The sequence below is a fragment of the Tardiphaga sp. genome (assembly GCF_041424195.1).
In the GTDB taxonomy this organism is placed as follows: domain Bacteria; phylum Pseudomonadota; class Alphaproteobacteria; order Rhizobiales; family Xanthobacteraceae; genus Tardiphaga.
This window is the reverse complement of sequence record NZ_JBGMOE010000223.1, coordinates 1-17,588: the sequence shown is the minus strand read 5'-3', so window position 1 is coordinate 17,588 and position 17,588 is coordinate 1. Positions and strand designations below refer to the sequence as shown.

General features: G+C 59.9%; 15 protein-coding genes and 1 pseudogene. 8 read left to right on the top strand and 8 right to left on the bottom strand.

All coding sequences use genetic code 11. The features are described 5' to 3' along the window. The first annotated feature begins 91 nt into the window (after window positions 1-91). The 3 genes from ACEK02_RS30460 to ACEK02_RS30450 are packed head-to-tail and all read left to right on the top strand — an operon-like array spanning window position 92 to window position 2,887. Window positions 92-1,225, top strand: coding sequence for a glycosyltransferase (locus tag ACEK02_RS30460; RefSeq protein ID WP_371425164.1), 1,134 nt, complete (start codon window positions 92-94; stop codon window positions 1,223-1,225). A 22-nt stretch (window positions 1,226-1,247) separates the two neighbouring features. Further along, window positions 1,248-2,099, top strand: coding sequence for an ABC transporter permease (locus tag ACEK02_RS30455; protein WP_371425162.1), 852 nt, complete (start codon window positions 1,248-1,250; stop codon window positions 2,097-2,099). A gap of 5 nt (window positions 2,100-2,104) precedes the next feature. Further along, window positions 2,105-2,887 carry an ABC transporter ATP-binding protein gene (locus tag ACEK02_RS30450; protein ID WP_371425161.1) on the top strand — a complete coding sequence of 261 codons (783 nt, stop codon included), beginning with the start codon at window positions 2,105-2,107 and terminating at the stop codon, window positions 2,885-2,887. A 44-nt stretch (window positions 2,888-2,931) separates the two neighbouring features. On the opposite strand, the gene ACEK02_RS30445 is transcribed toward ACEK02_RS30450, so the two are convergent. Further along, a complete protein-coding gene (locus tag ACEK02_RS30445; RefSeq protein WP_371425160.1) occupies window positions 2,932-3,789 on the bottom strand; it encodes an NAD-dependent epimerase/dehydratase family protein in 858 nt (285 codons plus the stop codon). A gap of 105 nt (window positions 3,790-3,894) precedes the next feature. On the opposite strand from ACEK02_RS30445, the gene ACEK02_RS30440 reads away from it, so the two are divergent. Together ACEK02_RS30440 and ACEK02_RS30435 are read left to right on the top strand one after the other, a co-directional pair. Further along, complete coding sequence (locus ACEK02_RS30440) at window positions 3,895-5,061, top strand: acyltransferase family protein (protein ID WP_371425159.1); 1,167 nt, start codon at window positions 3,895-3,897, stop codon at window positions 5,059-5,061. A gap of 105 nt (window positions 5,062-5,166) precedes the next feature. Further along, window positions 5,167-6,579, top strand: coding sequence for a mannose-1-phosphate guanylyltransferase/mannose-6-phosphate isomerase (locus ACEK02_RS30435; RefSeq protein ID WP_371425158.1), 1,413 nt, complete (start codon window positions 5,167-5,169; stop codon window positions 6,577-6,579). 14 nt (window positions 6,580-6,593) lie between these two features. Here ACEK02_RS30435 and ACEK02_RS30430 read toward each other — a convergent pair whose 3' ends face one another. After that, on the bottom strand, window positions 6,594-6,728 hold the full coding sequence (locus ACEK02_RS30430; protein ID WP_371425157.1) for a hypothetical protein: 135 nt from the start codon (window positions 6,726-6,728) through the stop codon (window positions 6,594-6,596). Between the two features lie 297 nt (window positions 6,729-7,025). Here ACEK02_RS30430 and ACEK02_RS30425 point away from each other — a divergent pair, with 297 nt between their 5' ends. Beyond that, complete coding sequence (locus ACEK02_RS30425; protein ID WP_371425156.1) at window positions 7,026-8,219, top strand: CaiB/BaiF CoA transferase family protein; 1,194 nt, start codon at window positions 7,026-7,028, stop codon at window positions 8,217-8,219. Between the two features lie 121 nt (window positions 8,220-8,340). Further along, on the top strand, window positions 8,341-9,270 hold the full coding sequence (locus tag ACEK02_RS30420) for a glycosyltransferase family 2 protein (RefSeq protein ID WP_371425155.1): 930 nt from the start codon (window positions 8,341-8,343) through the stop codon (window positions 9,268-9,270). A 52-nt stretch (window positions 9,271-9,322) separates the two neighbouring features. On the opposite strand, the gene ACEK02_RS30415 is transcribed toward ACEK02_RS30420, so the two are convergent. The 5 genes from ACEK02_RS30415 to ACEK02_RS30395 all read right to left on the bottom strand — a co-directional run bounded on the left by ACEK02_RS30415 (window position 9,323) and on the right by ACEK02_RS30395 (window position 15,201). Beyond that, window positions 9,323-11,782 (bottom strand): glycoside hydrolase family 2 protein, encoded by a 2,460-nt coding sequence (locus tag ACEK02_RS30415; protein ID WP_371425154.1) that lies wholly within the window; start codon window positions 11,780-11,782, stop codon window positions 9,323-9,325. A gap of 30 nt (window positions 11,783-11,812) precedes the next feature. After that, window positions 11,813-12,805 (bottom strand): DUF1839 family protein, encoded by a 993-nt coding sequence (locus ACEK02_RS30410; protein ID WP_371425153.1) that lies wholly within the window; start codon window positions 12,803-12,805, stop codon window positions 11,813-11,815. 3 nt (window positions 12,806-12,808) lie between these two features. Beyond that, on the bottom strand, window positions 12,809-13,741 hold the full coding sequence (locus ACEK02_RS30405) for an amino acid--[acyl-carrier-protein] ligase (RefSeq protein WP_371425152.1): 933 nt from the start codon (window positions 13,739-13,741) through the stop codon (window positions 12,809-12,811). A 1-nt stretch (window position 13,742) separates the two neighbouring features. Continuing rightward, complete coding sequence (locus tag ACEK02_RS30400; protein ID WP_371425185.1) at window positions 13,743-14,888, bottom strand: acyl-CoA dehydrogenase family protein; 1,146 nt, start codon at window positions 14,886-14,888, stop codon at window positions 13,743-13,745. Between the two features lie 67 nt (window positions 14,889-14,955). Then, entirely contained in the window at window positions 14,956-15,201 is a 246-nt protein-coding gene (locus tag ACEK02_RS30395; protein ID WP_371425151.1) for an acyl carrier protein, read from the bottom strand. Window positions 15,202-15,552: 351 nt separating this feature from the next. Here ACEK02_RS30395 and ACEK02_RS30390 point away from each other — a divergent pair, with 351 nt between their 5' ends. After that, a complete protein-coding gene (locus tag ACEK02_RS30390) occupies window positions 15,553-17,295 on the top strand; it encodes a serine aminopeptidase domain-containing protein (protein WP_371425150.1) in 1,743 nt (580 codons plus the stop codon). 77 nt (window positions 17,296-17,372) lie between these two features. Here the strand turns inward: ACEK02_RS30390 and ACEK02_RS30385 are convergent. Further along, a pseudogene (locus tag ACEK02_RS30385) lies at window positions 17,373-17,588 on the bottom strand (tripartite tricarboxylate transporter permease); the annotation flags it as partial.

The following is a 17,588-nucleotide window of genomic DNA, read 5'->3' as shown; positions in this document are numbered from 1 at the left end:
CGCTTCGCTTTTTTGCTCTCCTCCGTCTGAAGCCATTCGTGGCGGACGTCCCTCGGATAGGATAGTCCGCCTCCGACTGAAACATCGCATCATGAAAGTCCTTCACAGCTACAAGATCTATCGGCCCGACATGGATGGTGGCATCCCGTTCGTGATCGCCGAGCTGTGCAAGTTTCCGCGCGATGAGATCGACAATGCTATCCTCGTCGCTCGCCGCAAGGGCTTATCACGCGAATACGAGCACGATGGCATCCCCGTGGAAGCCGTGACGTCGCTCGGAACGTTGTTTTCGACGCCGTTGGCTCCAACATTCCCACTTCGACTGCTACAGCATGGGAAGTCCTGCGACGTTGTCGTCCATCATGCTCCCTTCCCGCTCTCGGACCTGGCAGTTGCCCATCTGCCCGCAAGCACGGCGCTGATCGTCTACTGGCACGCCGACATCATCGGCTTTTCGCTGCTCAGCAAGCTGGTCACGCCGGCGATCATGGCGACGCTGCGCCGCGCCGACAAAATCATCGTCAGCCATGAATCGACGGCGCAGAGCTCACCGATCTTGGCAAACTTCCGCGAAAAATGGGTCGTCGTTCCCTACGGCGCAGACGTTGACGCCTGGAGCAGTTGCACGCCTGAAGAACGGGCCCGTGCGGAAGAACTGAAGCAACGGTATCCTCGGATGATCCTCGGAATTGGTCGCCTCGTACCTTACAAAGGCTTCAAACACTTGATCGCTGCGCTCAGCGAACTGGATGCGCAGCTGGTTCTCATTGGTGAAGGCGATTTGCGCAGCGAGCTGGAGCAGATGGCCGTCAGGCTAGAGGTTTCAGATCGGGTGACATTCGCCGGCCGGATACCGACGAGCGAGGTCAAGGCCCATCTGTACGCCGCATGCGTCTTCGCATTCCCCTCAGTGACACCCGCTGAAGCGTTTGGTATTGTTCAGCTCGAAGCGATGGCCGCTGGATTGCCTATCGTGAATACCGCCCTGCCAACAGCCGTTCCGCATGTCGCCAGGGACGGTCAGGAGGCAATCACCGTGCCAGTCGATGACATCGCAGCCCTAAAATCGGCGCTTGAGCGCATTCTCGGCGATCCGTCGCTCGCCAAGCGCCTCGGCGATGCAGGGCGCCAGCGTGCTCACGAAGAATATGGCCGGGAGCGGTTTCTCTCCCGCATGAAAAACGTCTACGAAGATGCAGTTCGCCAGCGTCGCTCGGGGCGATGACGAAGATCGGGTATCTCTACACATGTCACAAATGCTGCACGCGCATAGAAGCTCGATCCCCCCCGTTGTTAGCCACAGTGGCCGGGACAGCGCACCCGCCCTCGCAATCGCCGATATTACCTCGGGATTGGCAATGTGGCATCTATGGGCGACGCTCGGCTGGAATGACATTCTCCAACGTTATCGACGGTCGCTACTGGGTCCGTTCTGGCTGACCGCCAGCATGGCAATAATGGTCGTCGCCCTTGGCGTCGTCTACGCCGAGCTCTTCAAAATGCCAATCGACGAATTTCTGCCATTCCTCTGCGTCGGCCTTCTTATCTGGACATTCCTATCCAGCTTCTTGACGGAGGGAGGTGGTTTATTCACAAGCGCGGAATCTTACATTAAGCAAATCCGATTACCCTTCACCGTCTATGTGCTTCGATCCACTTGGAGCAAGCTGGTCATCTTCGCGCACAACTTCGTCATTTACTTCGGCGTGTTGCTGTACTTTCAGATCTGGCCCGGGCCCGTGATGTTGCTGGCGATTCCGGGACTGTTCTTCATCGTGCTCAACGGCGCACTTGCTACGCTTTTCATTGGAATGCTGTCGGCGCGCTTCCGCGACATCCCGCAGCTAATTAACTCTGTGGTACAGATCGTCTTCTTCGTCACGCCAATTTTCTGGAAGCCGGAATTGCTGAAGAGCAGGAGTTACATCGCCGACCTGAATCCTTTCTACCACCTTATCGAGATCGTCCGCGCTCCGTTACTTGGCACCACACCTTCCATGAAGAACTATGCGGCCGTGCTATTGATTACGATCATCAACCTAGGTGTTGGGGGCGCGTTTTTCATACGCTTTCGTTCGCGTATTTCCTACTGGGTCTAACAAATATGCAAATCGCAGGAAACACCTTCACGGATGAGGCGCTGCTGGAGCTCGAGAAGGTCAGCATTTCTTTTCCAATCTATCACGGCGGTTCTCGCTCATTGAAAAAGAGCCTGCTGTTTCGTGGTTCAGGTGGGCAGCTAGCCAGCGACGCCAATCAGCGCATTACAGTCGAAGCGCTCCGCGATGTTTCGCTGAGCTTCCGGGCAGGTGATCGCGTTGCGCTCGTCGGCTCGAATGGCGCGGGCAAAACGACGCTCCTGCGTGCCATGGCAGGCATTTATGAACCTGTCGCAGGCGTTGTCAGAACTCGCGGAAGAATCTCTCCTATGTTCGACATCAGCCTGGGCATTGATGGCGAGGTGAACGGCTACGACAATATTAGACTACGCGGCCTCATCCTGGGACTGACTTCGCAGGAGATCGAAGAACAGATGCCCAGCATCGTCGCATTCACCGAGCTCGGCGACTATCTGGACATCCCCGTTCGGACCTATTCATCAGGCATGATGACCCGCCTGACCTTCGCAATCGCAACCTGTTTCGCGCCCGAAATCTTGCTAATGGACGAGTGGATCGTAGCGGGGGATGCAGGGTTTCTTTCAAAAGCCCAACACCGCATCGAATCCTTTGTTGAAAGCGCCAATGTTCTGGTGCTTGCGTCCCACAGTCCGGATATCTGCAAGCGCTGGTGTAACAAGGCCGTATGGATGGACAAAGGGCAGGTTAGAGCAACGGGCACCGTTGACGAAATGATCGACGCCTACACGGTAGACAAGGCACTTTGATCATTACATTTTGGTGCATCAGGTATCTCCAGATGCGTTAGTATTCATCCTAGCTTGCCGTGAAAGCGCGGACGAAATCCACGGGGATTCCAGCCAAAATCGTCGCGCGCGGGCGCCCCATCGAAGATCATGTCCTTCGACATCCGGGTTCCCATGGAGGCATTCGCATTCGGGAGCCAGCGCTGCAGTAAGAAGAAAGCCACCCGCCAAAGCGCCACTGGGACGGGAACGATCCGTCGCGGCTTCCCGAGTCCGTCAAAGATCCGGCCGACCATTTCGCGGTAGCTGATCGTATCCCCCCCCGGCAGCGCATAGATCTTGTTCCGAGCCGCCCGACTGGCTGCGGCTTGAAGCGCACCAACGGCCAGATCCTGCGCGTGCACCGGTTGCCGCAGTCCGTCTCCCCACCCCGCCAGGGGCAATACACCAAATTTCGCTATTAGCCGGGCAAGCCGCGAAATATTCACGTCGCGTCCTTCATCGTAGATGATGGTCGGGCGCAGAACCGTCCATGCGATGCCTCGCTCTTCGCAAAACGCAATCGTCGCCGCCTCACCTGCAGCCAGCCGTTGAAGTCCCTCACGCTCATACGCCACATCGGAATTGAGCTTGGTAACAACGCTGGAGGACGTGAAAAGCACAACGCGCTGAACGCTCGGACCTAGCAGATGTGGAAGCCCGGCCGCGAGCGAGCCCGCATGGGCAGTACAATATATTGTGGAAAAATCAGGAAGAGCTAGTGTCGAAAGGTCGGTTAGATCGCCGCGCAACCAGCACACGTTGCGGGCGTCTTGCGTCGGCGGGGAACGCGACAATGCAAACGGCATTTCGCCGGACTGCAGCAGTTGTTCAAGAATGTGTCCCCCGACGACGCCGGTAGCGCCTAGCACAATGCTTCGCATAGGTGTCTAATACCTTGTTCGAGCCATCCGATTTGGCACTATGGCCCCAGAGTAGAAGTTGATCACGCCCTCCGCACCCAGTACATCGGATCGAGTACGTTTTAAATGCAATCGAAGGCTCCTGCAGCTCCATTGGACACCAACCGGAATAACCAGTTGGACGGCCTCAGAGGATACGCAGCTCTCGTCGTCGTAGTGTTCCATACCATTCTGGGCATCGATCCGACCCAGATTTCACGCATTCTCTACGAAAGCATTCTAAAGATCGACGACACCTACGGGCGCGCGACAAAGATCGTGCTCAAGCTGTTCAACGGCGAGACCGCCGTCGTCATTTTCTTTGTTCTCAGCGGAGCGGTTCTCTTCAACAGCTTGCGGCACAATACCGAACGCTTCGCACCGATGTCGGTTAAGTTTCTGCTACGCCGTTTCCTGCGCATTTATCCCGCACTGTTCGCCTGTCTTGTCGCTTGCGCAGTCGTATTTCCTCCCGCGGGCATTCCTGTCTCATTCGACAGGTTTATCCTGAATGCTACCCTCTATGAAATCACTATCAACGGTGCGACTTGGACGTTGAACGTCGAGTTCATTGCAGCGATCTTTCTTCTGCTCGCTTATGCCGGATTCCGGCTGGGCGGCGAATGGGGCCTGTTTGCCATATCGCTCGCCCTTGTTCTGATATTTAAGGCGGCCTGGCTGAAACCCTACATGACGTACTTCAAGCAATTCTGGGTCTGCTTCGCGCTCGGCGCGCTGATCCCGACGCGAGCTGGCATCTGGATCGCGCGTTGGCTGCCGCCGTGGGGCTGGCTCGTGGCTCTTCTGATTGTGATAATCTTCAGATCAACCCTTCAGCACGTCGCTGCGGCAGCACTGGTGACCGCACTTTACTACGGCAAGGGCGGCTCATTCGGCGTTTTGCTTGAAAGACCCCTATCCGTCTTTCTTGGACGTATCAGCTACAGTTTCTATCTCTTCAACGTCGTCTTTCTCGAGGTCATCTGTCACTATCTGCGCAGCCAGCCATGGGCCGTGGCTCGCCCGATCGAGGTCGGATTAGCGACCGCTCTGATCATTATCCTGCTGACGATCCCGGTCGCTTGGCTGTCGGTTAAGGTCATCGAGGAGCCCTCGATCCGCCTTGGCCGCCGTCTGACCTTCACCCGGGCGGATCGCCACACCTCCCCTGCATTGACGCCGTTGATAATCCACCCAGAGAGACCGGTAACACCGCTGCCGCCAGCCCCCGATCGTTCGCCGCAGGCTTCCTGAACAGGCTTCCGCTCCATTGACGGGGCATTACCGGTCGTTGATATACGGCAACTTTACCGGATGAAGGTTTCCGGCAATGGCATGACGATAGAGGTCCGGCAACTGATGAACAAACGCATTATTCCCCTGATCATGTGTGGTGGCGCCGGAACCCGGTTGTGGCCGTCATCACGCGAAGGGCGCCCGAAGCAGTTTCTGTCTCTGTTTGGAGCCCGCTCGACCTTTCAGGATACGATACTGCGTATCTCGGACCCCATTTTGTTCGAGCGTCCCATCGTAATTACCAGCGCCTCCTATCGCTTCATGGTACGCGAGCAGCTTGATGAGATCGGCCTCGACGCCGATGTGCTGCTGGAGCCCGCGCGCCGCGATTCCGGACCCGCCATCGCTGCCGGCGCCGCCTTCGCGCAGACTCTCGACGAGGATGCTGTGGTGCTGGCGCTTGCCGCCGACCATGTCGTTACGGACACGCCCGCCTTCGTTGCAGCCTGCCGTCAGGGACTGGTCGCCGCCGACGGCGGTCATATTGTGACATTCGGTGTCAAACCGGAGCGGCCGGCCACAGAATACGGCTATATCTCGCCGGGACGGCCGATCGTCGGCGACGTGAAGAGCGTATCTAAATTTGTCGAGAAGCCGGACCTCGCAACAGCAACCGGCTATATCGAGGCAGGCTATCTCTGGAACAGCGGCAATTTCATGTTCCGCGCGGCGATGCTGCTGGACGAATATCGCAACGTTGATCCAGACAGCGTTGAAAACATCGCCGAGGCTATTGCGAAGGCCGGGCGTGACCTCGACTTCTTCACCCTCGATGCCCGCGCCTTCGGTAAGGCGCGGTCGATCTCAATCGACTATGCGGTGATGGAAAAGACCTCACGCGCCTCCGTCGTGCCGGTATCGTGCGGCTGGTCGGACGTTGGCTCATGGCTTGCGGTCTGGGAGTTGTCTGTAAAGGACGCGCAGGGCAACGCTGCACAGGGCCTCGCGGTATTCGAGGACTCGCGCAACTGTCACGTCGCTAGCGATGGTCCGGTGGTTGCACTGGAAGGAATCGATGATCTCGTCGTGGTGGCGACGCAAGACGCGGTCCTGGTATCGCGCCAGAAGGATGCCAATGGCTTGAAGCGCCTGGTCGCGAAGCTGAAGGTGTCAGCACCGCAGGTCACTGAAGACCATCTCAAGGTACATCGTCCGTGGGGTTCGTATCAATCACTCGTGCATGGCGCGCGCTATCAGGTCAAACGCATCGTGGTGAAAGCAGGCGAGAGACTGTCGCTGCAGATGCATCACCATCGTGCCGAACACTGGATCGTGGTGCGTGGCACAGCCAGGGTGGTTGTCAGCGACCTCGTCAAGATCGTTCACGAGAACGAGTCAATCTACATTCCGCTCGGCGCCATCCACCGGCTGGAAAATCCCGGCAAGATTCCGCTGGAGTTGATCGAAGTACAAACCGGCAGTTATCTCGGCGAGGACGACATCGTCCGGATCGAGGATGATTACAAGCGCGTATAGCTACAGCTTGCTGTCTAGCGGCGCGTTGCCATGAGTTGCCCTTTCGGCAGATAATTTGCAATGACGGCCAACAGTGACGGCGCAACCGTTGCGATGCGCTCGTCCGACTGAATAAACTCGCCGTGCAGCACATCCGCCCGTCGCGCCATGACCCGCATCGCCAGCGTATAGCCGACAGCGAAAACGATGAGTCCAACAGAATACCTTCAAACATACGCATAGCTCCAGATAATGCCTTAGCATTCAACCGGTTAGGCAGGTGGTCAAGTGCCCGCGCAAACTAGAGCTCCAGTTGCAACCGGTTGTGGCATCCCGGTCACCTGGACTTTTGCGCAGGATGACGGGGACGCACGCCCCGCCTGCGATTGCCGGGCATGACAAGCCCGCCGGTTTGCGCGAAAGGTAAAGACGACCTTCCGACCCATGGCATCACCGGAGCCCTCTGAATGCCCTTCCCGCGCGCCTCGCAGGCCCTCTCCCGCTTTACCGTGCTCGACCTGACCCGGATCCGCTCGGGCCCGACGGCGGTCCGGCAGTTCGCCGATTGGGGTGCCAATGTCATCAAGATCGATGCGCTGTCGGATGATGCCGCGGGGGAACAGCCCGGCGGGCCGCGCCAAGGCTCCGACTTCCAGAATTTGCACCGCAATAAGCGGGCCATGACACTGAACCTCAAGGACCCCCGCGGCCTGGCCGTCTTCAAGCGGCTGGTCGAGAAGGCCGACGTGGTGGTCGAGAATTTTCGCCCGGACGTAAAAGCCCGACTCGGCATCGATTACGAGAGCCTGAAGGCGATCAATCCCGGCATCGTCTATGGCAGCATCTCCGGCTTTGGCCAGGACGGCCCCTATCACAAGCGGCCGGGCTTCGATCAGATTGCGCAGGGCATGGGCGGCTTGATGTCGATCACAGGAGCCCCCGGCGAAGGCCCGATGCGGGTCGGCATTCCCGTGGCCGATCTCACCGCCGGGCTGTTCTGCGCGCTGGGCGTGCTTACAGCGCTGCTGGAACGCGATGTCTCCGGCCAGGGCCAGTGGGTCCAGACCTCACTGCTGCAGGCGCAGATCTTCATGCTGGATTTCCAGGCCGCCCGCTGGCTGATGGAGCAGGACGTGCCCAAACAGGCCGGCAACAACCACCCCACCAGCATCCCCACCGGCGTGTTCAAGACCTCCGACGGCTACATCAACATCGCCACCACCGGCGGCAAAATCTGGGAGCGCTGCGCCCAGGCCATCGGCGCCCCCGAACTGATCACCAATCCCGATTACGCCACCGGCCCTGCCCGCTCCAAGAACCGTGACGCGCTCAATGCCGCGATCGGCGCTTGCACGGAAAAGCGTTCCACCGAGGAATGGGTCAACGACCTCAATGCCGCCGGCGTGCCATGTGGTCCGATCTACTCCGTCGACCAGATGTTCGCCGACGCGCAGGTCAAGCATCTCGGCATCGCCCAGGACGTACCCAACGACCAGAACCGCAAGATCACGCTGGTCGGCCAGCCCTTCACGCTGTCGCGCACGCCGAGCCACATGGCAGCGCGTCCCCCGGAAGTCGGCGAACAGACCGAGGAGCTACTTGCCGAGTTCGGCTTCGACGCCGAGGAGATTGCCGAATTGCGGCGCGGCAAGGTGGTCTGAGGCGCGAGCTATCGAGTACTGTGAAAATTAACGCCAGATGCTGCATTGATCGGGAGAACATCTTCGTCCAGGCGCAGTCGATCGGAGATCGTGCTGCGCCTCGAACCCGCAGGAAGGCTCCATGACCGCCCCGCCCCGCGTTGCCATCCTGATCCCCTGCTTCAATGAAGAGGTCGCAGTCGCAACAGTCGTGAACGATTTCCGCAGGGCGCTGCCCGCCGCCACGATCTATGTCTATGACAACAACTCGACAGATCTCACGCGGGAAGTAGCCTCGCAGGCGGGTGCGATCGTTCGCAGCGAGCCCGGCCAGGGCAAGGGTCATGTCGTCCGCCGCATGTTCGGCGACGTCGATGCCGATATCTATGTTCTCGTCGATGGCGATGCGACCTACGACGCGACATCCGCCCCAGCCATGATCGAAGCGCTGTTAAAAGGTCGCCTCGACATGGTCGTGGGCCGCCGCATCGAGCAGCAGATTGCCGCCTATCGCCTTGGCCACCGCACCGGCAACTCACTGCTCACCGGCTTTCTGTCAATCACGTTCGGTCAGAACTTCAAGGATGTGTTATCGGGCTATCGCGTATTCTCGAGACGCTTCGTCAAATCCTTGCCGGTGCTGTCCGATGGTTTCGAGATCGAGACCGAACTGAGCATTCATGCGCTGCAGCTCGCACTACCGGTCGCTGAAATCGAGACGCCGTATTTCGCGCGGCCGCAGGGCTCCACCAGCAAGCTCAGCACGTGGAAGGACGGCTTCCGGATCCTCGGCACCATCATGAAGCTCTATCGTTCGGAAAAGCCGCTGCGCTTCTTCGGCACAATCGGCCTGTTTTTCGGCATCGTCTCCATCGGCCTCGCGATTCCCATCACCGTCACCTATCTGGAAACAGGGTTGGTGCCTCGACTGCCCACCGCCGTGCTCTCGACCGGCCTGATGATCGTCGGCGTGCTCTCATTTTCGTCGGGCCTCGTGCTCGACACTGTCACCCGCGGACGCCGCGAGATGAAGCTGCTGGCATATCTGGCGCAGCCGTCATTGCCGGATTAGGCCCACGTCCAGTCAAGCGCGGTGGCGCGGTGTGCCCCCCTTGATCGTCCCTTCAGTAGTTGACGTCACCGCTTCCGCCCAGCACCGAGACCCGCCCTGCCGGGCGCACGTGTTTGCCCGCTTGGTGCGGTGTGAACCAAACGACTTTTTTGCGTCCGGGTGCGAGATGGAAGTAATTGTCGTCGGGCACGAAGCTGTCGTCCACGATCTCGACGAATCGTGTTGTCGTGTCCGTCTGCAGTTCCAGGAAGAAACCGTTTCGGTCTTCGCCAAGCACTGCGTTAATAGCAAGATTGGATTCGACCGCGGGGATCCCAATGAAGTGGAAAGCCTCGATAGGCTGGCCCGCGATTGGCATCTCGAACGTCGCATGAGCCACATCATGCGCGGCCGGTCCAAACCGATAACAGTGACCTGCGTCGAAGAAGCGATCAAACAGGTCGAACGCCCCGATGGAGAGCCCTGCATGGGCTGCGACCGTCACGTCACGGGCCGCTTCGATCACCGGTATCGCACCGTCTTTCAGGCAGCGCAAAGTGAGCCTGCCGGTGACGGCGTGTGGCGTGTCGTTGACGAGATGCAGGTAAAGGCCATTGGTGCCCTCGTCGGTGATGGACAGCCGCAGTGGCAAGGAAGCCCGCCGAAGCGCGTAGACGGCCGACTTGGGGCGCCCGTCCGAATCCACAAGACCCCAGCCTGCACCGGGCCACAGGTCGCGCCACAGCCACAGCAATGCGCCCGCTGTTGCGGACGCGGGGCGGCGCCATTCATCGATGGTGCGTTCGATCACCTCGGCAACGACTGCTCGCGACAATTGGCGCCAGCGCATGGGATCGCTGTGGCGCAGGCTGCGGCCGTCTTCATTCCAAAGTGAAGTTAGATAATATTCGCGAATGTCCTCGAAATCCCAGGACGCGCCGCCATCGCGGGGCACACGCTTCAGCCAACGGGCCGGATCAGCGCTCGGATCAAGTTGACAGGATGCAAACTGGCGATCGTCCGGCAGGTTGGCAAAAGCCAGGCATTCAGACGCAAAGCGGACATTGGCTCGGCGTGCGTCGGCGAGTGGCCGCATGTAGGCGCCAACGCCGTAGTAGTGCGATGGCCCCGCTTCGGACACGAACGGAAGCGCTCCTCCCGACGGCGAACCTGGCGCATAGACGGCGTCAGACCATCGCGCAAGAATCTCGGGGATCACCGTCTCGGCGAGCGGTGTGTCACGCATCTGGCGCGGCAACCCCATCATCGCTGCCTGCTGTCCAACTTCGCTTCCGCCGCACATAACGGCGAAAGACGGCGACGCGCTCAGTCGGCGCAGCAGCGTCGTGATCTCGCTGCGGATGATGTCTGCGAATCCGGCATCCGATGGATAGTCAAAATTGGCCATCATCGCGTCCTGCCAGACGAGAATGCCCATCTCATCGCAAGCGCGATGGAATTCAGGCGTCTCGTACAGCATCGTGCCGCTCAGGCGCAGCATGTTCAGGCCGGCGCTTTGCACCAGGCTGAGGTCTCGGATGTAGTCGGCATCAGACGCGTGCAGATTGACGATATCGATCGGGGTCCAGCACGCGCCGCGGCAGAAAATCCTCACGTCGTTCACAAGGATCGTAAATCCGTGGCCATCGGGTCCCCGGTCGAGTCCGATCTTGCGAAAGCCCGTCCTCCCGAGATCGACTTGGACGTCGCCGATCTGGATGTCGACCGCATGTAACGTCGGCGTGCCATGGGTGTGTGGCCACCATAGCGCGACATCAGGAATGCGCAGCATCCCTTGCCAGGTCGTTGTTCGATCGGACCGGGTGAGCTGTGCGCTCGCCCCGGCACATCGGAGAACCGGAAGCCCTTCGGCCGGTACGCCTTCCAAATCCAGCGAGATGGACAGCACGCCATCGGCTTGTTCCAGCTGCGCGCGCAGATCGACATTGCGGGCCGCGACCGGCCCCTCCTCGATCAGGAGGACCTCGCGATACGGGCCAACGACCTCTACCGGTGGGCACCAGCCGGGCATATGACCGATCAGCGTGGTACGAAGGAACCGCAGCCGCGGCTCCTCGATCATCATCGTCTTCCAGCGTGCCCGCCGGCCTTTCGTTCCTGCCAGCACGCGGCCGAGGCTCCTGAAGGCGATATGCACCCAATGCTCGCCATCGAGGACGATGTCGGCCTCGTACGGCTCGAACATCGAGCTGCCGGTCAGGATCAGCCTCCCGTCGAGAAAAACCTCAGCGAATGTCGCGAGCCCCTCGAAGCGCAGCTGGCGTTTGCCCTGTCCTCTAATGCGGAGCCGGTACCAGACGTCCTTGTCGTGCAGCGGCTGAGGCTCGTCGAAACTCCATTGACCAAGGGCCCGCAGTGCGCCGGCGGCCGTCCCAGGGACGATGGCGGGCAACCAGATGGCCTCACGCGACGCGCCAGGCTCTTGCCACGCCTGGGGGAGTGACAGCGCCAGTTCCCAGCCGCTGTCGAGCGACTGCACCTTGCGTCCCGTCATGGCGCGGATGTCGGTCATGGCAACAGGCCGATCAGGTCACAGGGGAGATCATGCCGCGGCGCCGCGAGCAACGAAACTGTTCATGAGACTATCGAGAGCGATGTCGTAGTCGGTCGCGAGCTGGCTGATGGCATCCGCCACGTCGGGAATTTTGCCGCGAGCGGAAGCACGGGCGAACTGAAACTGCATCATCTTGGTGCCGCCGGCGATAGCCTCTGCGGCGAGCCTTGCGCGCTCCAGCGCCGGGTCGGGCCCCTCCTGCAACCAGGCCAGATAGGACGCCAGCAGTTCGAAATTCGCACCGGCCTGACGCAATGTGCTGAAGGCGTAGGTATGAAACCACTCGGGAGGTCGTCGCATCAGTTGGGCGATGTCGGCACCGATCATCTCGCCCCAGGCCACAAATGGATTTTGCGACGGACGGCGGCGCAGATGCTGCGCCAATAGCGTGCGAGATATCTCCATCTGCGCCTGTACAGACGGCGCGGGACCGAACTTGATGAATTCCACATAGGGAAACAGCGGCAGACCGTTGTCACGAGCGGGCCGCATTAACGCGTCGAAATCATCGCCTTCGAGACGGAAGTAGCCGGCATTGTGAAAGTAGTCGAGCCGGCGATTGACCGAATCCAGCACATTGACGCCAATCGTCGTCTTGCTGTGGCTGTGACGATAGGTAATGCCGCGGGTGTCCGGCAGATACCAGGAATCGACCTCGATCATCGGCAGGCGGCCACGCGCCAGTTGCATGCGCACGTGCTCTTCGAGCTCATCGAAGATCGCAAGCTCCAGAATTTCGACGCCATAGAGCCGTGCGAGATCGGCAGCCGGAAATTTGAAGAAAGTGAACTGGTCGCCCTCGTAATCCTGCGCGACCGTGAAAGCCAGCGCCGCGCGGGGATCATGCCCGCGCTGGCTGAGCACCTCGATCAGCAGATCGACATAGCAATTGGTCTCGGGCCAGTTGCGCGCGGGATCATGCAGTGCATGCCGGACATAGTTTGCCGAATCCAGTCCATCGATGGCGCAAGCGATCTGCAAGACCTAGCCCCACAACACGCGTCGGACATCCGCGGGCCATGCCTCGACCTTTGTGCCATGGTGGCGGAACAGCGCCAGCGCTGTCCGCTCCAGGCCGAAGCCGACGCAGGCCGAATGCGCGACTTCGCCGTCAGCGAAATGCATGCCCCACAGGCTGCCGAAATGGTTCTGGTGATAGTTGAACGACAGGCACGCCGTCGGATTTTCATCGCTGGCGACCGGGATCAGCAATTCGAATTTCAGCCCCTGCTCGCGCTGGTTCGACGCCAGCATGCGTCCGGTACGGCCGAAGAACGGATCATTCGCGACATCAATGACGCAAGGCAGACCCAGCGCGTTGATCAGTTGTTCACCGCGCTCAAGCCAGACGGCACGAAAGGACGTCACGTCGTCCGCGGTGCCGATGCGGACGAATTCGCGCATCCGGAACAGCTGCATCCGCCCCGGATCTTTCGAGGGCTCATGGCGGAAGCAATATGATTTGAGATCGAACAGCCGGCCGCCTTCCGGCACCGGACCCGCCGCCGCGACCGTGGGATAGAGCGGGTAGCAGGCCGCCGGGGTCAGGGCGACTTCCGTCGCATCCTGCATCCCGGTCCAGTCTTCGCCCCGCTCGATCATGCCGACGAGCTTGGCATGGTCGGTGTTGTCGCCCATGAACGAGTGCACGCAGCCGGCCAGTTGCGGAAAGCTCTTGAGGTAGCCGGCCTTTTCGAGATTCTTGCGTGGCATGCCCGGCGGAAAATGAATCCGGGTGGCCTGATCGCCAACGGCCATTTTCGTCACCGCGTCTTCGAAGCGATCGATGACTTCCTCGAACACACCGGCGCGGCCATAGAGACCATCGACGCCGGTCCTGATCAGGATCGCCTCGTCGAACAGAGCGTCGAGAAACGCTTCGGGACTTTGCACGGCTTTGGCAGGCGCGTTCATCATGTCACTCCAGACCTGAGTCAAATCGGCTCGCGACCACCAGGCCGGCGGTATTGGCGAGGATACGGTCGTTTGCCACCATCAAGGGCGCCGACAGCACATCCCTGAGATGGCGGCCGATCGAGAATGGACCGTCATTGCGATAGCCAGCGATGCCGGTCACCATCAACGCTTCACGGACAACATCGACGGCCATATTCGAAGCCATGACCTTGAGATTGTTCATTTCGACCGTGAAATTATTCGAGTTCAGATCGTCGTCGTCGCGCTTCGCCGTCTCGAAGCGTTCGATATGAGCGACGAGCGTGGCTTTGAATGCCTGCAATTTCGCGGTGGCCTCGGCCAGTCGCGCTGCGCCTGGCAGCGGCCCCGCGAAATCGGGCGGCATGCGCCGCGCCGTTGCCCGAACCGAGGCATGCGCGCGCGACAGAGCATTACTCGCGATGCCGAACCAGACGCTGGCCCACAGCACATGCGCGGTGGCCAGCATGGATTGCACGGCGATCTCATGAAACGGCTTCGGGAAGATCTGGTCGGCGCCAGCTGTTGCCGTCAACAGGAAACCTTCGGAGCAGGTGCCGCGCATGCCCAGCGTATTCCACTCGGCAGTGCGTTCGAGTTGATAATCGTGGCGCCGCAGCGCGATCAGGACCTGGTCGGATCCGGCCGACGTCGGGCTGCGGCGCGCAGTCGCCATGATGATGTCGGCTTCCGTGGCATAAGACAGCACACTCGCCTGCTTGGTCAGCGAAACCCGGTCGCCTGTGACCTCGATCGCGCAATTCGAGACACGCATATCGCCGCCGATGCCGGCTTCCGTGGTCGATGACGCAATGAGCAACTGCTTTGTCGCCACATCGCGCATCAGCGCGCGATGATAGTCGGTGTCCATCCCATGGGCGACCAGGCTTGAAAGCTTGATCTGATGCATGGCGTAGATCATGCCGCTGGCGCCGCAGGCACCTGCGAGAATGGCGCAAAGATCGGCGATCTTGCGCAATCCCAGCTCCTGGCCGCCAAGATCCTTGGGCACCATCAAGCCAAGCATACCGTTGCGGCGAAGAGCTTCAAATGTCTGTGCAGGAAACGTCGCGGTTCGGTCTGCGAGCTCCGCATGTCGCGAAGCAACTTCGCTGGCGATCCGCTGCATCACGTCACGCCAGGACGCGGCTTGCGACAGGTCAACGCCTTGCTTCACCGCGTTTGGGATCATGGCCTCAGACCTTCTGGGTGGCGAGCTGTTCAACTGCAGCAATCAACCCACCAAGCGTCGCAAATGTCTTGCGAGTGAGAAGACTATTGGGAAACTCGATATCGAATTCTTCCTCGATCGCCAGCATCAGCTGAACCGAACCGAACGACGTCATGCCCGTATCGAAGAGATTGTCCTGGTCGGACAAACCATCGATCGGAACAGGGACGAGGTTCATCGATCCGACGATAGCGCGTACACGATCACGCATTGATTTCCTCCAGAGCTATTGAGGTATCGACGGCTGCCTCAAAGCGACCGGCCGTCGTCAGAGCTGGTCGGGTGATATCAGATAAATAACGCGTGAGTCGTAAACAGCATCGAATGCAATGGGTCGTTCCGGTGTAAAGCCCAATGGGTTGCAAAATCGATGTTAGCGAGCGGTTAAATATCCGGATACGAATCGAGCCGAACACGTAATTAATGATGGAATGCGATATCGCATGACACGTTCATCGACCGTCAGCTACCAAATCAAACTCCAACGGGGCCATGACTTGTCAGATAACTGCCCGCTTTTCTGGATGTGACGGACCGGTTCAACGATGATGGTTTCCAAATCATGAATTTTCGATATGGCTCACCGGTCACGTTCGACACGTTCGGCGGCTTCTATCACTCAAGCTGCATTGACCGGCAAGGACGCAAGGCAGTGCTGCTGCTGGCGCCTATCGGATACGAGGAATTGTGCACCCGCGCCACATGGCGCGCTTTGGCCGAGAAAATTGCTCAAGCAGGCCATGCCTGCCTCAGATTCGATTATCCCGGCACTGCAGATGCCATCGATGTTGTTGGCGAGCCTGACGGTATCTCCGATTGGCTCGTCGCTGCGCGTCAGTGCATGACATTTTTGCGAGACTACAATCCCGGCGCCGAACTCGTACTGGTCGGGCAAGGCGTTGGCGCGAGTCTGGCGGCTCAACTCGGACCGGAATCCCCCGGCATCGCAGCGACGGTTCTGATGGCGCCGGCCGTAAAGGGCCGTTCTTATCTTCGTGAATTGCAAGCCTGGTCACGGATGGTGACCGAGCGGATGGGGATCGGACCCGATCCCTTGGACGGCAGCGGCTACACCGTCGCCGGTCTTCCACTGGCAAGCAGCCGAGCCGCAGCCATCAAGGCGATCGATCTCACCAAGGCCACTCAGCCCCCCGCCGCACGGGTCCTCCTGGTTGAGCGTACACAAACGTCTCGCGACAGATCGCTCGGAAACCACCTGCAGACGCTCGGAGCCGATGTGTCGTCGATCGACTACGCGGGTTATGAAGTGATCATGCAAAACCCGACTGTAGCTGAACCACAGCTCGGCACGCTGGCACGCATCGTGTCGTGGATCGACGATCTCGTGACCGCTCCAATGACAGGCGCCAAATTGCCTACAAAGGAGCTCACGCCTGCACGGCCAATCGCCGGCCCTCACTATGAAGAACTACCCGTTCGGTTCGGGCCAGATGACCGGTTGTTCGGCGTCTTGTGTCAACCGCTCGGTCGCAAGCCGTCAGCCATAGCGGTTTTGGCCAATTCGGGGCGGGACTATCACATCGGCTGGGGTCGCGCAGCAGTCGAACAGGCCCGCGCCCTCGCGGAGCGCGGGATCGCCTCGTTCAGATTTGACGCCGGCGGCATCGGCGACAGTCCGGCTTCGGCAGGTGCGCCGGCCGAAGTGCTTTACTCGGACGAGCAACTTGCCGATACGCGTTACGCGATCGACTATGTTGCGAAGCTCGATGCCGGCCCGATCGCTCTGGTCGGGCGCTGCAGCGGGGCCTACGCCGCATTCCAGGCAGCGGTGCAGGATGTGCGCGTTCGCAATGTTGTCGTCATCAATAATATGCGTTTTGTCTGGGACCCCCGGGAAACTGTCGCAGAGGCGCTACTATCGGCCCATCGAACCATCGGTGGTTCCGTTTCGCTGCTGTTCAGCAAACGAAGTCTGAGACGACTGCTGTCAGGCAACTTGCGTCTCAAGGCCCCAATCGCATTCGTCTCCAAACGTCTCCTTCAAATCCTCTCGTTGAGACCGAGCCAAATCCTTGCGCGCCGCCAGCTCTATGGCGAAGGTCATCGCCGCTTCCAAACTCTCGCAAATCGCGACGTTCGCCTGGCGATAATGGTTTCGGAGGGAGATCACGCGCTCGGTGAATTCCACACCTATATGGGACGAAAGGGCGCGCGGCTGCGCCGTTATCCGAACGCGTCGATTTCGATCATCCCCAATGCCGACCACGATTTCACGCATGCGTATGCGCGCGCGCGATTGACGAACGCCTTGTGCGACGTGCTTGCGGCATCCTCACGGCAGTAACATCGCGAGGGAAACTGCTGAATTCTCCAGAGCGACCGTTCGGGAGGATCACATGCTCTTGAGGGCCAGACGGCGGGTCATGGCGTTTGAGCCATTGGCCGCAGTATCCGGCCTACCCCACTGAACGCCTTGTCGATGACCGGCCAGAACAGCAGCGTGATCGCCAGCGTGGTGATGGTGCCGACCAGGCCATTCGACCAGAACACCCCGACGCTGCCGCCGGAGCCGATCATGGCAAGGCGGAACGCATCCTCGGCGCGGCTGCCGAGCACCAGCGCCAGCGTGAACGGCGC